The following is a 15573-nucleotide window of genomic DNA, read 5'->3' as shown; positions in this document are numbered from 1 at the left end:
CGCGAGGAGTTGTTGCTCCTGTTGTCGGCGAAGGATGCCACGATCACGTCCTTGACTGAGCTGGTCGAGCAGCTCGTCGCGCGGGTTGCGGAGTTGGAGCGTCGGCTGGGCAAGGACTCGTCGAACTCTTCGCAGCCGCCGTCTTCGGACACTCCGTTTACCAGGCCGGCGCCGAAGCGGTCCTCGCGTACCCGCTCGGGGCGTCGCCCGGGTAAGCAGGACGGCACCCCGGGCAGCACGCTGAAGCGGGTCGGGGATCCGGATGAGGTCGTCCGCCACGATCCGCGGACCTACTGCGGGTGCGGTGCCTCCCTGACCGATGCCCCGGTCTTCGACGAGCGCAGTCACCAGGTCTTCGACGCCCCGCCGCCTCCGCCGCGCCCCCACGTCACCGAGTACCAGGCCGTATCGCGGACCTGCACCGGCTGTGGCACCACCACGGTCGGTGACATCCTGGACTGGGCGCGCGGACGGGTGCAGTACGGCCCCGCGCTGATGGCGCGGGCCGCTTGGCTGGTGTGCCCACCATCTCCCCGTCCGCCGGGCCGCTTCCGTGCTGTCCGCCCTGCTGGGAGCATCAGTCTCCGGTGGCTGGGTGGCCGCGCTGCGCGGCAGGGCCGCCCGCCTGCCGGAGACCGGCTTCCCGCCCCGGGTGCGGGAGTTGATCGCTGCGGCTCCGGTCGCGCACGCGGACGAGACCTGCGCCCGCGCCGAGGGCGCCCTGCGCTATCTGCACGTGGCCTGCACCGAGTACCTGACCGCGATGCACGTCGGCAAGCGCACGATGGAGGCCATAGACGAGGGCGGTATCTGGCCCGCCTTCGACGGCATCCTGGTGCGCGACGGCTACGCGGGCTACACCCACCTCGACCACATCCTGCACGCCTGGTGCGGTGCCCACCTGTTGCGTGACCTGCACAGCATCCACGAGGGCGATGCGGACGGGCAGTTGTGGGCCGAGGCGATGGCCACCACTTTGTGCGAGGCGAACAAGGCTGCCCACGCCGCCCGCGCGGCCGGTTGCGACACGCTCGCCCCCGTGTCCTGGCCGGTATCCGTAGCCGCTACCTCGGCGCGCTGGCCCGCGGCCGGGACGACAACCTCGGCAGACAGAGCCTGCCGGCCAAGGAAGCCCGCACCCTGATCCGCCGGTTCGAGACCAACGAGGACATGATCCTCCGCTTCGCCACCGATCTAGCTGTCCCCTTCTCGAACAATGTCGCCGAACGTGACCAACGCCCCGTCAAGGTGCAACAACGCGCCTCCGGCGGCTGCCGACGCACCCTCCAGGGACTGATCGACTTCGCTGTCGTCCAGTCCTACCTGTCCACCGCGGGCAAGTGGGGCCGGGACAAACTCGACGCACTGGAGGAGCTCTTCACCACCGGCGCGTGGCTCCCGCCTGCCCTCACACCCGGTCACCTCACCACAGCAGCCTGAAGATCCGTCACCCCTGCTGAACAGCTACGTTTGAAGCCTCTCTCCGCCGAGCGACTCCAAGGGGCCAAACCCTCATCACCTGTGCAGCACCATCGATGTCTACCGACCTATACCGGCAGTCGCCTCCGTTCAGGACACACGTACGCTGCGGCTTTTTTCAGGAAACTGTTTTCCATCTCGAGCTCGCGGTTCATTCGTTCAAGTTCCTTCAGGCGTGCGCGCTCATTTACTGTCAGTTCCGCACCCACTGAAGGCTCCTGCTGTATCTGATGCTTCTTCACCCAGCCGCGAAGGGTTTCATAATTGAGGTCGAACTCCCGAGCAACCTCGGTGATGGTCTTACTTGACCTCGGCGTGACCTGGACGGCTTCTTCGCGAAATTCCGGTGAGTACTTACTGGGTGGCGCCACAGTTACCTCGTTTCCTTTGGACAGAGATCCTATTGGGTCTCCGTCCGGAAACCTCGGGGCACCTCAAGACAAGCAGTCGAAGCGATGCCTGCAGAGCATCCGTCAGGAAGAGTCCTGTTGTGCTGCTCGGCGGTTCGAGCGACGGCGCAGCCACAGGGGGAGGGCGTACCAGGACAGTGCGAACCACAGCATCACCGCGCCGACAAGCAGCTTCGCCATGAGGCCCGGCACGACAACGTGCAGGATCAGGAGCAGGGTGCAGCCGATCGTCATGGCCAGTAGAGCCATGCCGCCCATCATGAGCCGGTGCGCCACCTCCACCATCTCGTCCTTCATGCGCTGCCCGGACAGGAAACGGTGGATCGACACCGGCGCTATCAGGGATGCGGTCGCCGCCGCACCCGACACCACCGTGATGACGTAGACGACGTGGTCGAACGTGCCCAAGTCGTGGAAGAGGGGCGTGAAGGCGACGCTGAGCAGGAAACCGAAGAGGATCTGGACTCCTGTCTGCGCGACGCGCGTCTCCTGCATGACCTCGTTCCACCGGCGATTGACGCGCTCATGTGGGGTCTCCGACGCCTCGGCCCCAGGAGAGGTGGCGTGACCGCCGCACCCGCCGCACCGGTCGGTCTCCACTTCCGACCGCTCGGTCGACTCCACAGTCAAGCTCATGTTTCCTCCCGTTCCGAACCTCCGTCTGCCCGCCCGGCTTCGTTGCATGCCGACAGCAACCGGCGCCGCCCGGCCTGATCGAGCACATGAGCAGGCGGACATGTCAGGAACCCGGGCCGGACCGGAAGCTGCGCGCCTTCCCCTGCACCTACCGCTTCTTGGCGACGTGCAGGTCATCGGGGACTGGATGCGCGGCGGCGACAGTTGGCGTACGGCACTGCCCTGGACTCCGCTCTTTCCGGTCGGCAAGGACCGGCTGCAGAGTGGGGATCCGGGGCCCGGCGGTCGTTGGGCCGCCAGGCCGTACGTTCGGCGGCGCCGCGCTCGACACAGAACCCGTTCCCCTCCGGATCCACTGGCGCCACCCATCCCCGGCCGTCCTCAGCGGCGGGAACGGGCCCCGGCGCCCCCAGGATCCGGGACGACCACCTCCCGCACAGCGGGGGATCCTCAGTCATCTTCGGCACGACTGCCTGGCACCTGGTCACCGACACCGGCACTACCGCGTTCAGCAGGCTCTGGGTCCCGGTGATCCTCCTCGCCCTCGTGGCGCTGCCGCTCGTCCTGGCCCGCGTGGTGTTCCGTTCGGGCCGGCACAAGGGCAGCGAGCGGCTGACAGCGGCGGTCCCGGCAGCGCTGACGCTGTTCGGCTCGTCCGTCGTGCCGTTCGCGGGCTCTGTGCCTGATCTTCGTGTACGCGGACTGACCTCCGACTAACCGTTCGAGTGGCAGCGGTTCTTCATGCGGTGATGCAGCCGGCACAGCGGCGCGGGCCTCGTCGACAGTGTGGAAGCTCGGCGACACGGGTGATCGCGCCGGCTCGATAGAACCTTCCGTACCTGGGCAGACGCCTCTTGATTTTCATTGTCGTCCCTGGAGGGGAAGCATCACCATGGCCGTACCCACACGTGCCCCGCGTGCCGTGCGCCGCTCCCGCCGGTTCGAACTACGGGCAACAGCCCTGTACTTCGTCCTTCTCGCCGTCATTCTGACCCTGGTGGGCACGGTTGTCCGTACCGCGACGGCCGCCGCCGAACATCGTCCTGCCTGGGCCGTCGCGCTCGTTCTCGTTGGCACCGGCGGTGTCGTGGCCGCCTGCCGCAGAAGGCGCCGGATATCGGCGGCGAGGCTCGCGCGCCACGCCGCGGGAGCCCTGGACGAGGCCACAAGGACGGCGGCCGGAGCCCTCGACACTGCCTCACCGCCTCCTGCCGCCGGTCCCGTAGCAGCACGGACCGATCCCTGCGGCGGTCGCATCGATGCGGAACGGACCGTCGCCCTCCTTGAGCCCGTGAACGAGGTGTCCGCGGACACCGGGGAGACCGGCTACGAGGAACTGGACCCCACCGAGTTCGAGCAGGCGATAGCCGAGCTGTGCCGACGCGACGGCTGCCTCGACGTGGATGTCGTGGGCGGGGCCGGTGACCTGGGCGCCGACGTCGTGGCGAGGACGCCGGACGGGCGCCTGGTCGTCATCCAGTGCAAGCAGTACTGCGAGGCCAACCGGGTCGGTTCCCAGGACGTGCAGCGGTTCGGCGGCACGTGTTTCACCATTCATGGGGCCGATGTCGCCGTCGTGGTCACCACCAGCGACTTCACCGCTCCCGCGATCGAGTACGCCGAGCAGTGCGGCATCGTGTGTATGGACGGTCAAGAGCTCCTGCGCTGGCAGGACGGCGTGGGGCCGCGCCCGTGGGAGCCGGAGTCCGTGGCCGGCTGAGGCGGGTGAGGTCGGGCGGCCGGTGCCGGACGTCCAGCGGAGTCTGGCACGGGCCCGGCGGTGGGCGCCGCGGTGGAGGGCGACGAAGCGGCCCGGACGGAGGAAACCTCACCCGCCGTCCAGGCCACACTGTCCCGCCAGGGCCGATACGCGCACGTCGCCGACAACATGCAGGTCAAGCAGGTCCAACTCGACGACACCGCCGACCGGTTCGTTATCTGCCACAACCCCGAGCAGGCCAAACGCGACGCCGCGATCCGAGTCGACCTCCTCGCCCAGCTCGGCGGGACGATCGCCGACACCGACAAGCTGAGCGCGACCAAGCGCGCCGAACTGCGCGGACGCCTGTCCACCAAGCCCGGCCCGAACCGCTTCCTGCGCGTCACCCCGAAAGGGCTGCTGCGGATCGACGAGGCGGTGATCAAAGCCGAGGAACGCCTGGACGGCAAGTTCCCCCTGCGCTGCAGCGCCCCGCACCTGTCCGCCGAAGACATCGCAACCGGCTACAAACAACTGCTGGAAGTGGAACGCGGCTGGCGCGACATGGAGACGATCATCGATCTATGGCCCGTCTACCACCGCAAGGAAGACCGGATACGCGCCCACGTCCTGCTCTGCTGGCTCGCGTTGCTCCTGATCCGCATCGCCGAGACCACCTGCGAGAACACCTGGACGAACCTGCGCGAGGAACTCGAACGCATCCACGTCGGCACCTTCGCCGGCCCCGCCGGAACCTTCCGCCAGCGCACCGAGACCACTCCCGCCCAGCGCGCGACCCTCGCCGAACTCGGCGTCCCCGAGCCCAAGCGCATCATCACCCTGGAACCCGGCACACCCACCTGACCTCCACGAACACCCCCGCCTAGACACACGCCGATCCGACATGCGCTCACACATATCCGCAGGTCAAACCCCGTACTCGCGTACTAGAGCGCCACCTCAGCTGCGGAACTCAGGCTCTCCGCGTCCCTGCCGCGCCGCCGGTACCACGGGCCTGCGCTCGTGCCGCGTTCCACGGCACGAGCGCGGCGGCAGCGGAAGGCGCCAGCGGTGGGCGGAGCGGTTGATTTCGACGACCTCCTCCAGGGTGGGCGTGGAGGTGAGGGTGGCGAAGCGCTCCATCAGGCGGTCACGCGTGCGCGGTGCCTCGGCCCGGTCGGCTGCGGCCAGGGCCGGCTCCAGGTCCTCAAGGGCTAGGCGGGGGTGCCCGACTCCTGGCGCCAGGAGTCGGGCAGCGCGCCGGCGTCGAGGGGGCCGAAGCCGGTGTCGTCCACGAGGCGCATGGTCACACGCCGTGCCTCGTCGGAGTCGGCCGCGACCGGGACGGCGATGCGGCCCGGGGTCCCCGCCAGAACGCCCCTGGTCTGCTGGGTGCCGGCCAGGGCGTCGTGCCAAAGGCGCATCTGCAGAACACCCTGGTCGCCGTCGGCGCCTACAGCATCCCGGTGCAGGCGCTGTTCCGGGATGCCGAGGGCGTGAAGCTGCTGACGGACGTGGAGCGGTTGGTGTACTGCCTGGTCGTCAACCACCTCGCTGAACCGGCCGGCGCGTTCGCCGAACAGCACTGGGGCCCAGACCCCCAGACCCCCGGCCCGCCGTCCGCCGTGCGCTGTCTGCCCGGGGTCACAGCCCTGCTCACCGCCCCCCACCCTGTCCGGCAGGACCAACCGGCTCCTGCGCTGGACGGGTGCGGACAGCGCCGACGCACGCTACCTGCTGCTGCCCAATCCGCTGGCCGGCCGGTTCCCCCTCACGCGAACGCCTCGTCGCGCAGGGCCGCCAGGGCCTTCTGGATCCGCCTCAGGCGCGTCTCGGGCTTCTTCGCGCTCTCGATGGCGTGCACGTGCGCCCTCTTGCGGCTCGGGGACAACCGGTCGTAGACCTTGCGGGCGATCGGATCGGCGTCCAGGGCCTCGGCGAAGTCGGGCGGTTCGACCACGACACGGGGTTCGGTGTCGAGTGCGAGTTCCACTTCGACCTCCTCGCCGGTCTCGACTTCGGCGGCCTCCCGGTTGGCCTTGCTGAAGCCGATCAGGTGGCGGCCCCGCATGATCGCGATCCGGCTGTTCCAGGAGTGGCCGTTGACCGTGATGGTCACGGCTGGTCGTTTGCCTCCGCCGAGCTCCTCCACGACCTCCGGAGGAACTTCCAAACCCCGCATGGGCTCCGGAGGCTCGACGTAGGTTCGGAACTTCATCATCTGCTCCTGTCAACGTGTGTCAGCTCGCGGTGTGACGGTCATGTCCGTCCATCGGTGACCGTGCTGTGTCACATCCTGACGGGGGCGGGCGTCCTGGGGGCGGGGATCGGCACCATCCGTGTGGCGGGGCCGACGGCCGGGACCGTGTCAGTCGAACAGCGGCTTGCGGTCCCGGGTGCGCTTGAGCTCGTAGAACCCGTCCGTCGCGGTGACGAGCAGTACGCCGTCCCAGAGCTTCGCCGCGGCCTCTCCACGGGGGACGGGCGTCACCACCGGACCGAAGAACGAGTTGCCGTCAACGGCGATCACGGGCGTGCCGACGTCGTAGCCGACCCGGTCCATGCCGGCGTGGTGCGACTTGCGCAGCGCCGTGTCGTACTCGGTGGAGTCCATCGCCGTGGCCAGCCCGAGGTCCAGGCCGGCCGCCTCCAGCGCGGCCTCGACGGTGGCCCGGTCCTTGGGCGCCTTCTCGTGGTGGTACCGGTTGCCCAGTTCGGTGTAGAGCCGACCGAGTACCTCCGGGCCGTACTTCTGCTCGGCGGCCGTGCAGACCCGCACCGGCCCGTAACCCATCCCCTCGCGGTACCTGCGCGGCACGTCGCGCCCTTCGTTGAGGACGGCGAGGCTCATCACGTGCCAGCGGGTGCTGATGGGCCGCTGCCGTTCCACCTCGTGGATCCATCGTGACGCGATCCATGCCCACGGGCACTGCGGGTCGAACCAGAAGTCGACGGTGGTCACGTTGCCCTGAGACACGTCAGCCCCCTCTGCAGAGATCCTGTTTTACCGGTGGCGTGCGACCCTGTCATGCCGAAGGGGCGGAGGCGTTCTTGCGCAGCTCGCCGAGCACCTGCTCGACGGCCTTGAGCGCACTGGCCACGCACTGGCCGACCCCGACGCCGTCGTACGCGGCGCCGCACACTGCGAGCCCGGGCTGGGTCTCCACCGCCGCACGGATGCGCGCCACCCGATCCAGGTGCCCGACCGTGTACTGCGGCACCGCGTCGTTCCACCGGCTCACCCGCGAGGCCAGTGGCCCGCCGGTCACCCCGGTGGCCTCGGCGGCCTCGGACGCGGCGAGTGCGACGAGGTCGGCGTCGTCGCGCTCCAGCAGGTCCTCGCCGCCGCTGCCCCCGGCCTGGCATCGCACGATGTCCACCTCGCCCGCGAGGTGCGGCCACTTCATGGTCGAGAACGTGACCACCTTCAGCGCCCGCCCGTCCACCGCCGGCACCCGGTAGCCGCTGTGCCCCAGGGCGCGCATCCCGGCGAGCGCCTCGCGGGGGTAGGCGAGCGTGATGACCACCGAGCCGGCGTACGGTATCTCGGCGAGCGCCGCGGTGGCCCGGGCGCTCCCGGGTGCCCCGGCGAGCAGCCGGCCGGCCCGGGCGGCGGGAACGGCGACGATGACGGCGTCCGCGTCGATGTGCTCCGGCTCGGCGGCGATGCCGACGGTCACCCGCCAGCCGTGCTCGCGGCGCGCCAGTTCCCGCACCGTGGTCCCGGTCCGCACCACCGAGTCCGGCGAGGCGGCGAGCAGGCCGTCCACGAGTACCTGGGGCAGCGAGCCGAGCCCCAGGGTCAGGGTAGAGATGCCCGTCGTGGGTTCCTGCCCCGGTGGGAGCGGCGCCGGGATCATCGCCCCGGCCGCCTCGGCGAGCGACGTGTGCCGGCGGGACGCGGCGGCCAGCGGGGTGAGCGTGGCCTCGAACGACAGTTCGTCGGCGCGGCCGAAGTACGCGTCGGACAGGAACGGATCCACGAGACGGTCCACAACCTCGCGGCCGAGCCGCCCTCCGACGTACGCCGCCACCGAGACGTCCCCGCCCCGCTCGGCCCGCGGCAGCGTCAGGTCCTCCCGTGCCCGGGCCACCCCGGAATCGGACAGGATGCCGGACTTGGCGAGCTCGTCCATGTCGGAGGGCACGCCCATGAACTGGCGGTCGGGCTGCGGCCGAATCTGGTCCCGGGTCCAGATCGCCATCGATTTGGTCCCCGCCGCCACGACCCGGTCCTCGAGGCCGGCCGCCTTGAGCAGCCTGGCGGTCTTGGGACGCCGGGCGTACATCGACTCCGCGCCCTCGTCGACGACGACGCCCGCCAGCTCCGACACGGCCAACTGCCCGCCGAGCCGGGACGCGCCCTCGAGGACGGTCACCCGCACCGGCTTGTCGCGCAGGAAGAACGCCGCCGCCAGACCCGCGACACCGCCCCCGACGACGACGACATGCGGAGCTCCGCCGGCCTGAGCCATTTCGTTGTCCGCCATTCGACCTGCTCCTTCGTGGATACGGTGTCGCACCAGTCTCGAAGGGGCGCCGATAATCCCGGTCGAGCGAGGGTGGATTCGGCTTGGTCGAGGGGCGGCCCGTGCGGTGGCGTCACCTTCGCGCGGTGCCCGCCGTACCGCCGTCCGGGGCCGCACGCTCCCGGCGCCGCGTCCGATCCATCCTCGACCGGCCGTCGACCGGATTGCTGGACATTACCGCTGCGACAACCCACCCATGGAGCATGAGGAGAGCGGCATGCGGAAGGTCGTTTCCCGGGACGGCACGACGATCGCCTATCGCAGCACCGGCGACGGTCCGCCGATCGTGCTGATGAACGGCGCGTTCCGCGACCACACCATCTTCGATCCGCTGGTCCCGGAGCTGGCACCGCGCTGCACCACCTACGTCTACGACCGCCGGGGACGGGGACAGAGCGGTGACTCCCCCGAGTACGCCGTCGAGCGCGAGATCGAGGACCTCGCGGCGGTGATCGACGAGGCCGGCGGGCAGGCGGTCGTCTTCGCCGGATCCACCGGCGCGAACCTGGCGCTCGAGGCGGCCCTGGCCGGCGTCCCGATCACCAAACTCGCGCTGCACGAACCGTACTTCCGTACCGCCCCCCACCCGAAGCCCCCGGCCGACTGCATGGACACCCTGCGGGCACTGCTCGCGGACGGCAGGCGCGGCGAGGCCGCGGAGTACTGGCTCTCCGAACTGCTGGGACTGAGCTCCGAGGTCATCGCGGACTGGCGGCAGGCCCCTCTGTGGGCGACGAACGAGGCGAACGCCCACACCCTCCTGTACGACACGACCATCCTCGGTGACTTCGACGTGCCCGCCGAGCGCCTGGCCATCCTGCGGACGCCGACGCTGGTCGTCAACAGCGACGCGACCGGAGACTGGCTGCGCGACGCGGCCCGGACGACCGCGACCGCGCTGCCCAACGGCTGGGGGATGCAGTTGCCCGGTTCGTGGCACCGCATCGACACCGACATTCTCGGCCGGGTCCTCGCCGGGTTCGCCACCACCTGAGGACGGGTGCGCGGGCGTGGCCGGCGCCAGAGAAGCCGGCTCCCTGTCAGCGGGGGAGCCGGCTTCGTCGTGTCGGCCACGGCGGTGCGACTAGCCCACCGGGATGGTCCAGTTGCTCCGCAGCCAGGTCTCGAGGCTGACGAGGTCGGGCCGGACGCGGCGCAGCTCCGCCAGGTCGGCGCGGTACCCCTCGTTGTCGAGCCAGTCGAACATGGCGGCCAGGTCCCCGCGGGCCGTGCGCAGCGGCTCGAAGGACCGCTGCTCGTACCGGGCCGGGAGGCCGGCCACGCGCCCGAACACCTCGGCGATCTGCGGACCCGTCAGCTCGTTGCTGGTGATCTCGATCTGCCGGCCGAGCCACGCGGCCGGATTGTCGAAGGCGTCCGCGGCGAACGCGCCGATGTCGCTGGTCGCGATGACCTGGACAGGGACCTCGGGGCGCAGCCACAGGCCCAGGACCAGCTCCCCGTCCACCAGCCGGGGACCGAGGTCGAGGAGGATGTCGTAGAACATGGTCGGCCGCAGCACCGTCGCCGGGAGGCCGAGCTTCTGGATGTGCTGTTCGATGTTCCACTTGCTCCGGAAGTGGGGGATGACGTCGCAGCGTTCCGCGCCGCCCACCGAGCTGTACACGAGGTGGGCCACGCCCACCTCGGCGGCGGCGTCCGCCACCGCCTTGCCCTGCCGCTCCTCCGCCTCCACCCCGCCGGGGCCCCTGAACGTCTGGACGCTGAACACGCCCTGGACCCCTTGCATCGCCGCTCGCAGCGACGCCCCGTCGTCCAGGTCCCCGCGCACGAGCACCGCACCCGCCTCCGCGAGCGCGAGCGCCGCGGGCGCCCGCGGATCACGCACCAGGGCGTGCACGGCCCGCCCCCTGTACAGCAACTCGCGGGCCACCGCGCCTCCCTGCCGGCCGGTTCCGCCCAGCACCAGGACCGTTCCGTCTACCGTCACCGTATTCCTCCGTCGTCCATTGCCTCGTCGATGCGTCATCCCGGTCTGCCGGGAATTTCGTGACAAGGCGGAGGTCCTGCTCATTGCCGCGGGGATGTCGAATGCGCCGACAGCAACATCACAGGAGCCCCGCCAATCGGATGTGTTCTGAGCTCAGGAAGCGGAACCTTCAGTGACACTGTGGTCGAGAACGCGGGAGAACACGTTTGCCAAAATGCCCGCCGGATTCTCGCCGGCGCTCATGCTGCGCCACGCCACGTGGTTGTCGGGGCGCACCAGGACGGCGCCGTCCCCGGAGATCTCGCGGACGGTCTCCCACCCTCCGTCGATGTCGGCGAACTCCGCGCCCTCGCCGATGCGGACCGCGTGGATCGGGACCGAGAACTTCTCCGCCACCTGCGAGGCCGCCTCGGCCCACGCCGCCCCGTCCGGGCCGGTGAGCAGCACGAAACCGGCCGGGGAGCCGGTCAGGTCGTGGGTCGACAGGCGCTGGCCGTCGTCCCGTTCGATCCACGCGTGAGGCAGCCGGTGCCCGGGCCGGGTCGTGGGGTGGTACACGTCGCGCATGGGCACGCGCGCCGGCGGTCGGCTGCCGTCGGGGACGACCGCGCCCTCCTCGTAGTTGAAGCCGATCTCGAAGTCGTGCGCCTGGCAGCCGGCGCGGTGGGTGTCCAGGATCTCCGAGGTCCGGGCCCGCACGACCTCACCGATGGGGGACTGGTCGAAGTACGCGGCGAACATCCGCTGCCGGCGCTGTGCGGGGGCGTGGGGGCCGAGGCCGACGGTGTCCAGGACGGCCTGATGGTGGGAGGCCGCGGACACCGCCCAGTCGACGTTGAGCCTGCACACGGGCCGCCGCTCCGTCTCGTACGTGTCGAGGAGGCTGTCGTGGGCGCGCCCGCTGAGCACCGCGGCCAGCTTCCACGCCAGGTTGTGGGCGTCCTGGATGCCGGAGTTCAGGCCGAGGCCGACGGTGGGCGGCTGGCGGTGTGCGGAGTCGCCGGCCAGCAGCACCCGTCCCTTGCGGTACCGCTCGGCGATCAGCGCCTCCACGGTCCAGTTCGTCACGTGGTGCAGGGTCAGCTCCAGGCCGGGCAGGCCCAGCAGCTCACGGATTCTGGCGACGACCGCCTCCTCGTCGAGGTGGTCCGGGTCCATCGGGGGGAAGTGCAGGACCCATTCCTCGCAGGTCTTCCCCCAGCTCGGCCCCATCTCGATGAGGTTGCTGCACAGGTCCGGGTCGTACGCGTTGAGGAGGTGGGTGAGGAGTGTGCCCTCCTGCCACCATTCCGACAGGTCGGCGGTGAAGTACGCGGTTGTCACGTCGAGCAGGCCGTGCACGCCCTGCATCTCGATGCCGAGGGCGCTGCCGACCGTGCGGCCGCCGTCGGCTCCGAGCATGTAGCGCGCGGTGACCGTGGCCGTCTCCCCGGTGGCGGTGTCGCGGATCTCGGCGATTACCCGGTCGCCCTCGTCCGAGAAGCCGACCATTTCGTGGCCGAACAGGATGCGCCCCGGATTGCGTTCCTCGGCGGTGCGGCGCAGGATCGGCTCCAGCCGGACCTGCGGCAGCTTGACGGGCAGGACGGGGCCGGCCGCCGTGTACCTCTCGTGCAGCGAGCCGCCGCCGAAGGCGTCCATCTCATGGATGTGCTGCGCGTCCATCGCCCGGTCACCGGCGAGCGAGGTCAGCCAGCGCAGCTTCCCGAACAGTTCCAGGGGCGCCCCCTGCTCCACCATCGGCCCGTCGAGCCCGTGCTGACGGAATATCTCCATCGTGCGCTGGTTGAGGTAGTGAGCCTTCGGCACGTGCGAGGTGTCCGCGTGCCGTTCGACGAGCAGATGGTCCACACCGTGATCGGACAGGAAGTTGGAAGCGGAAAGACCGCATCCGCCGCCGCCCACGATAAGAACCGGAACCTCGACTGCTCCCATTTTCGTCCTTCCGGAAGGTGACAGCCTCACGCTCACGGGGACTGCCGCATGTGCCGGGATTGAAATCGACACGGAATGTGGTCGTGCTCGGCTGTGCGTCCTGATTGGAGATTCCTGCGTAATATGACCGGGGTCTCTTTAGCCCCGGTCAACGACGGGTGGACCCCGCCGGGTGGTTCAGCTGCGCCCGGCCGCTTTCGCGAGTGCCAGGTGGAGCCGGTCGTCCTCGGTCTGGCCGGCTTCCCACTGCACGCCGATCGCGAAGGGGTGGCCGACCGCCTCGACCACCTCGACGACGCCGTCCGGCGCCCAGGCGGTGGCGGTGAGGCCGGTGCCGATTTGGTCGACCGCCTGGTGGTGGTGGCAGGCGGTCTTGGGCGTGTCGTCGCCGAAGATCCCGGCGATGCGGCTGTCGGCCCGGAGGTCCAGGACATGCCGGCCGAACTCGAACCCGGCGGTCTGCGGGCGATGGGTGTCGTTGTCGGTGATCTCCGGCAGATGCTGGTGCAGGGTGCCTCCGCACTGCACGTTGAGCAGTTGCATGCCGCGGCAGATGGCGAGGAGGGGCAGGCCGGCCTCGAGTGCCGCACCGAGCAGGGCGAGTTCGGCGCGGTCCATCTCCGGGCTGCCGCCGCGGGTCCTCGGATGCCGGCTCTGTCCGTACAGCGCCGGATCGACGTCCGGGCCGCCCGGGACGAGCAGGCCGTCGAGGTCACCGACGATCCGCTCGACCCCGTGCCGCAGCGGGAGCAGCACGGGGAGGCAGCCCGCGGCGGCGAGGAAGTCCACGTGCGACTGGAGCGCGAGGCTCACCACCATGTCGGTGCCCTGCAGTGTGACCGGGACCGTCCGTGCGGTGATCCCGATCACCGGCTGCCGGTCAAAGCCCTCGGGTGCTGACTTCATGACCACCTGTCCCTAGCCTTCGGAGTCCGGAGACACGTAGACGAAGCCGTCCTCGACCTTCACCCGGTAGGTGGCGATCGGCTGTGTCGCCGGCGGGTTGACGGGTCTGCCGGTGCGCAGGTCGAAGCACGACCCGTGCAGCCAGCACTCGATCGTCGTGTCGTAGACCTCCCCCTCGGAGAGGGAGACCTCGGCGTGGGAGCACAGGTCGCTGACCGCGTACACCGTGTCGTCCCTGCGCACCAGTGCGACCGGTGTGTCGTCGACCTCCACCGCGATCGCGCCCTCGGCCGGGATCTTGTCCACCGGACAAACCTTGACGAAGCTCATCGGTTCGGCTCTCCTCCTGAATCGGTCCGGCATATCCCTGGTCTCACGCACATCGATCCACCTTCCGCCCCGGCTCTTGAGGATGAGATGAGGAGAAGACGAAGTTCGTTGGAGCCTTTCCCGGCCGGCCGGGCGCTCGCGGGCCGGTGGGCGGGTCCGGTCCGCTACCAGGGAACGGGGCCGTCCTCCGACAGGGACGCCCCCGACGGTCCCGCGGCGTCCAGCAGTGCCAGCCGGACCACGATCACGGCGCCCTCCGCGGGAGTCCGCTGCCCCCGGTGGCCGTTGATGTCCGTGGCCACCACTCCGGGATGGGCTGCGTTCACCTTGATCGGTGTGTCCCGCAGCTCCTTCGCATAGGCGACCGTGATCGCGTTGAGCGCGGTCTTCGAGGACTGGTAGGCGATCATGCTGACGCGGGCCATCGGGGACACCGGATCGGCGTTCAGGGTCAGCGACCCGAGGTGGCTCGACAAGTTGACGATGCGTCCGGCTTCGGAGCGGCGCAGCAGGGGCAGCATCGCGTTGGTCACGGTGACCACGCCGAAGACGTTGGTCTCGTACACCTCCCGCAGGTCGCCCGCGACCGCCTGACTGGGCGCACCGGTGAAACCTCCGGCGACGCCGGCGTTGTTGACCAGGATGTCCAGGCGGCCGTACCGCTGCCCGACGAAGGCCGCGGCGTCGGTCACGGAGGCCGCGTCCGTCACGTCGATCCGCAGCGACACCGCCGTGATGCCGTGGTCCGTCAGCGAGGCGGCCGCCTGCTTGCCGCGCACCTCGTCCCTGGCGCCGACGAGGACGACGGCTCCCTGCTTGCCCAACTGCCGTGCTGTCTCGTGTCCGATGCCCTTGTTGGCGCCCGTGATGAGTGCAATCTTCTCGACCGGCACGTCTGAAGTCCCTTCCGTCGTAGGGGGGCACGTGCGTCGGAACTCACCGAAGAGTCACACAGTTTCGGCGGCACACCCGATGCCGTCGTGAACGCCCGTGGTGTTCAACCGCGGGAATTCCGCGGTCGAACACAGGTGGCGGGCCGCACGGCCCGGCAGGCACTTGCAGGACGGACAGAGCGGCGGCAGCCTGGTGCACCGGCACTCGCCGCTGCACGCCTCCGCCCCCTCTTCGCCCCTCCGTTCCCAGCCGGGGGGCGCCAGAGCAGCGGCGGAGCAGGACCGACTCACAGGAGAAGCCCCGATGCCACCCCGGATGAACAACCCTTCGCTGGTCGTCCCCGACGCCTTGCAGCCCCTGCTCGAGCTGACCAGGGTGATCGGCAAGGCCGGTGTCCCGCAGCAGACGCTCGACCTCGTCCGGCTGCGGGTGAGCCAGATCAACGGCCGCGTCTACACGATCCCCGCCGATCTCGGGAAGGCGGCCGAGGCGGACGAGCGCCTGCCCCTGGTGGCCGGCTGGCGGGAGGCGGCCTGCTTCGGCCCCGCCGAGCGCGCCGCGCTGGCGCTGGCCGAGGGCGCCACCGACCTCAGCGGCCAGGAGGACCCGGTGTCCGACGAGGTCTGGGAGGAGGCGACCCGGCACTACACCGAGGAGGAACTCGCCTCGCTGGTCATACACATCGGCCTGGTCAACCTTTGGAACCGCATCAACGTCTCCACCAGGCAGGTGCCGGCAGCCTGGCGCTGAGCGACCCCGAGCGTCGCCGCGCCCGACGTCAAGTTCGGCCTCGGGCGAGGCTGT

General features: G+C 70.0%; 14 protein-coding genes and 3 pseudogenes. 7 read left to right on the top strand and 10 right to left on the bottom strand.

The window, feature by feature from the left end:
* Positions 1-12: 12 nt before the first annotated feature.
* Positions 13-1440 (top strand): annotated as a pseudogene (gene tnpC / locus HUV60_RS00485) (IS66 family transposase).
* A gap of 107 nt (positions 1441-1547) precedes the next feature.
* Here tnpC and HUV60_RS00480 read toward each other — a convergent pair.
* Together HUV60_RS00480 and HUV60_RS00475 are read right to left on the bottom strand one after the other, a co-directional pair.
* Positions 1548-1850 (bottom strand): transposase, encoded by a 303-nt coding sequence (locus HUV60_RS00480; RefSeq protein WP_257852997.1) that lies wholly within the window; start codon positions 1848-1850, stop codon positions 1548-1550.
* A gap of 102 nt (positions 1851-1952) precedes the next feature.
* The gene (locus tag HUV60_RS00475; RefSeq protein WP_443047197.1) at positions 1953-2525 is read right to left on the bottom strand and encodes a DUF6328 family protein; all 573 of its coding nucleotides are present in this window, start codon (positions 2523-2525) and stop codon (positions 1953-1955) included.
* Between the two features lie 528 nt (positions 2526-3053).
* On the opposite strand from HUV60_RS00475, the gene HUV60_RS00470 reads away from it, so the two are divergent.
* From HUV60_RS00470 to HUV60_RS00455, 4 genes and pseudogenes are all read left to right on the top strand, one after another.
* Positions 3054-3242, top strand: a complete 189-nt coding sequence (locus HUV60_RS00470) for a hypothetical protein (protein ID WP_257852998.1) — start codon at positions 3054-3056, stop codon at positions 3240-3242.
* 175 nt (positions 3243-3417) lie between these two features.
* Complete coding sequence (locus HUV60_RS00465) at positions 3418-4245, top strand: restriction endonuclease (protein ID WP_257853000.1); 828 nt, start codon at positions 3418-3420, stop codon at positions 4243-4245.
* Positions 4246-4353: 108 nt separating this feature from the next.
* A pseudogene (locus HUV60_RS00460) lies at positions 4354-5088 on the top strand (IS1634 family transposase); the annotation flags it as partial.
* Between the two features lie 530 nt (positions 5089-5618).
* Positions 5619-5985, top strand: a pseudogene (locus HUV60_RS00455) (ferric iron reductase); the annotation flags it as partial.
* Between the two features lie 10 nt (positions 5986-5995).
* Here HUV60_RS00455 and HUV60_RS00450 read toward each other — a convergent pair.
* From HUV60_RS00450 to hemG, 3 genes are all read right to left on the bottom strand, one after another.
* The gene (locus HUV60_RS00450) at positions 5996-6406 is read right to left on the bottom strand and encodes a YdeI/OmpD-associated family protein (protein ID WP_257853202.1); all 411 of its coding nucleotides are present in this window, start codon (positions 6404-6406) and stop codon (positions 5996-5998) included.
* Positions 6407-6592: 186 nt separating this feature from the next.
* Positions 6593-7201 (bottom strand): DsbA family protein, encoded by a 609-nt coding sequence (locus tag HUV60_RS00445; protein WP_257853004.1) that lies wholly within the window; start codon positions 7199-7201, stop codon positions 6593-6595.
* A 49-nt stretch (positions 7202-7250) separates the two neighbouring features.
* Positions 7251-8714, bottom strand: a complete 1464-nt coding sequence (gene hemG, locus HUV60_RS00440) for a protoporphyrinogen oxidase (RefSeq protein ID WP_257853005.1) — start codon at positions 8712-8714, stop codon at positions 7251-7253.
* Positions 8715-8970: 256 nt separating this feature from the next.
* Here hemG and HUV60_RS00435 point away from each other — a divergent pair, with 256 nt between their 5' ends.
* Complete coding sequence (locus tag HUV60_RS00435) at positions 8971-9747, top strand: alpha/beta fold hydrolase (RefSeq protein WP_257853006.1); 777 nt, start codon at positions 8971-8973, stop codon at positions 9745-9747.
* A 90-nt stretch (positions 9748-9837) separates the two neighbouring features.
* On the opposite strand, the gene HUV60_RS00430 is transcribed toward HUV60_RS00435, so the two are convergent.
* The 5 genes from HUV60_RS00430 to HUV60_RS00410 form a co-directional block, all read right to left on the bottom strand.
* Positions 9838-10704: an NmrA/HSCARG family protein gene (locus HUV60_RS00430; protein WP_257853007.1), complete on the bottom strand. Its 867-nt coding sequence runs from the start codon at positions 10702-10704 to the stop codon at positions 9838-9840.
* A 153-nt stretch (positions 10705-10857) separates the two neighbouring features.
* Positions 10858-12639 (bottom strand): FAD-dependent monooxygenase, encoded by a 1782-nt coding sequence (locus HUV60_RS00425; protein ID WP_257853008.1) that lies wholly within the window; start codon positions 12637-12639, stop codon positions 10858-10860.
* Between the two features lie 177 nt (positions 12640-12816).
* Positions 12817-13545 (bottom strand): gamma-glutamyl-gamma-aminobutyrate hydrolase family protein, encoded by a 729-nt coding sequence (locus tag HUV60_RS00420; RefSeq protein WP_257853010.1) that lies wholly within the window; start codon positions 13543-13545, stop codon positions 12817-12819.
* A 12-nt stretch (positions 13546-13557) separates the two neighbouring features.
* Positions 13558-13875 (bottom strand): Rieske (2Fe-2S) protein, encoded by a 318-nt coding sequence (locus HUV60_RS00415; RefSeq protein ID WP_257853011.1) that lies wholly within the window; start codon positions 13873-13875, stop codon positions 13558-13560.
* Between the two features lie 164 nt (positions 13876-14039).
* On the bottom strand, positions 14040-14768 hold the full coding sequence (locus tag HUV60_RS00410; protein ID WP_257853012.1) for an SDR family oxidoreductase: 729 nt from the start codon (positions 14766-14768) through the stop codon (positions 14040-14042).
* A gap of 316 nt (positions 14769-15084) precedes the next feature.
* Here HUV60_RS00410 and HUV60_RS00405 point away from each other — a divergent pair, with 316 nt between their 5' ends.
* The gene (locus tag HUV60_RS00405; RefSeq protein ID WP_257853014.1) at positions 15085-15519 is read left to right on the top strand and encodes a carboxymuconolactone decarboxylase family protein; all 435 of its coding nucleotides are present in this window, start codon (positions 15085-15087) and stop codon (positions 15517-15519) included.
* Positions 15520-15573: the final 54 nt, after the last annotated feature.

The organism is Streptomyces sp. KMM 9044 (assembly GCF_024701375.2).
In the GTDB taxonomy this organism is placed as follows: Bacteria; Actinomycetota; Actinomycetes; order Streptomycetales; family Streptomycetaceae; genus Streptomyces.
The sequence above is the reverse complement of the archived record's forward strand: the minus strand, read 5'-3'. Positions and strand labels throughout refer to the sequence as shown.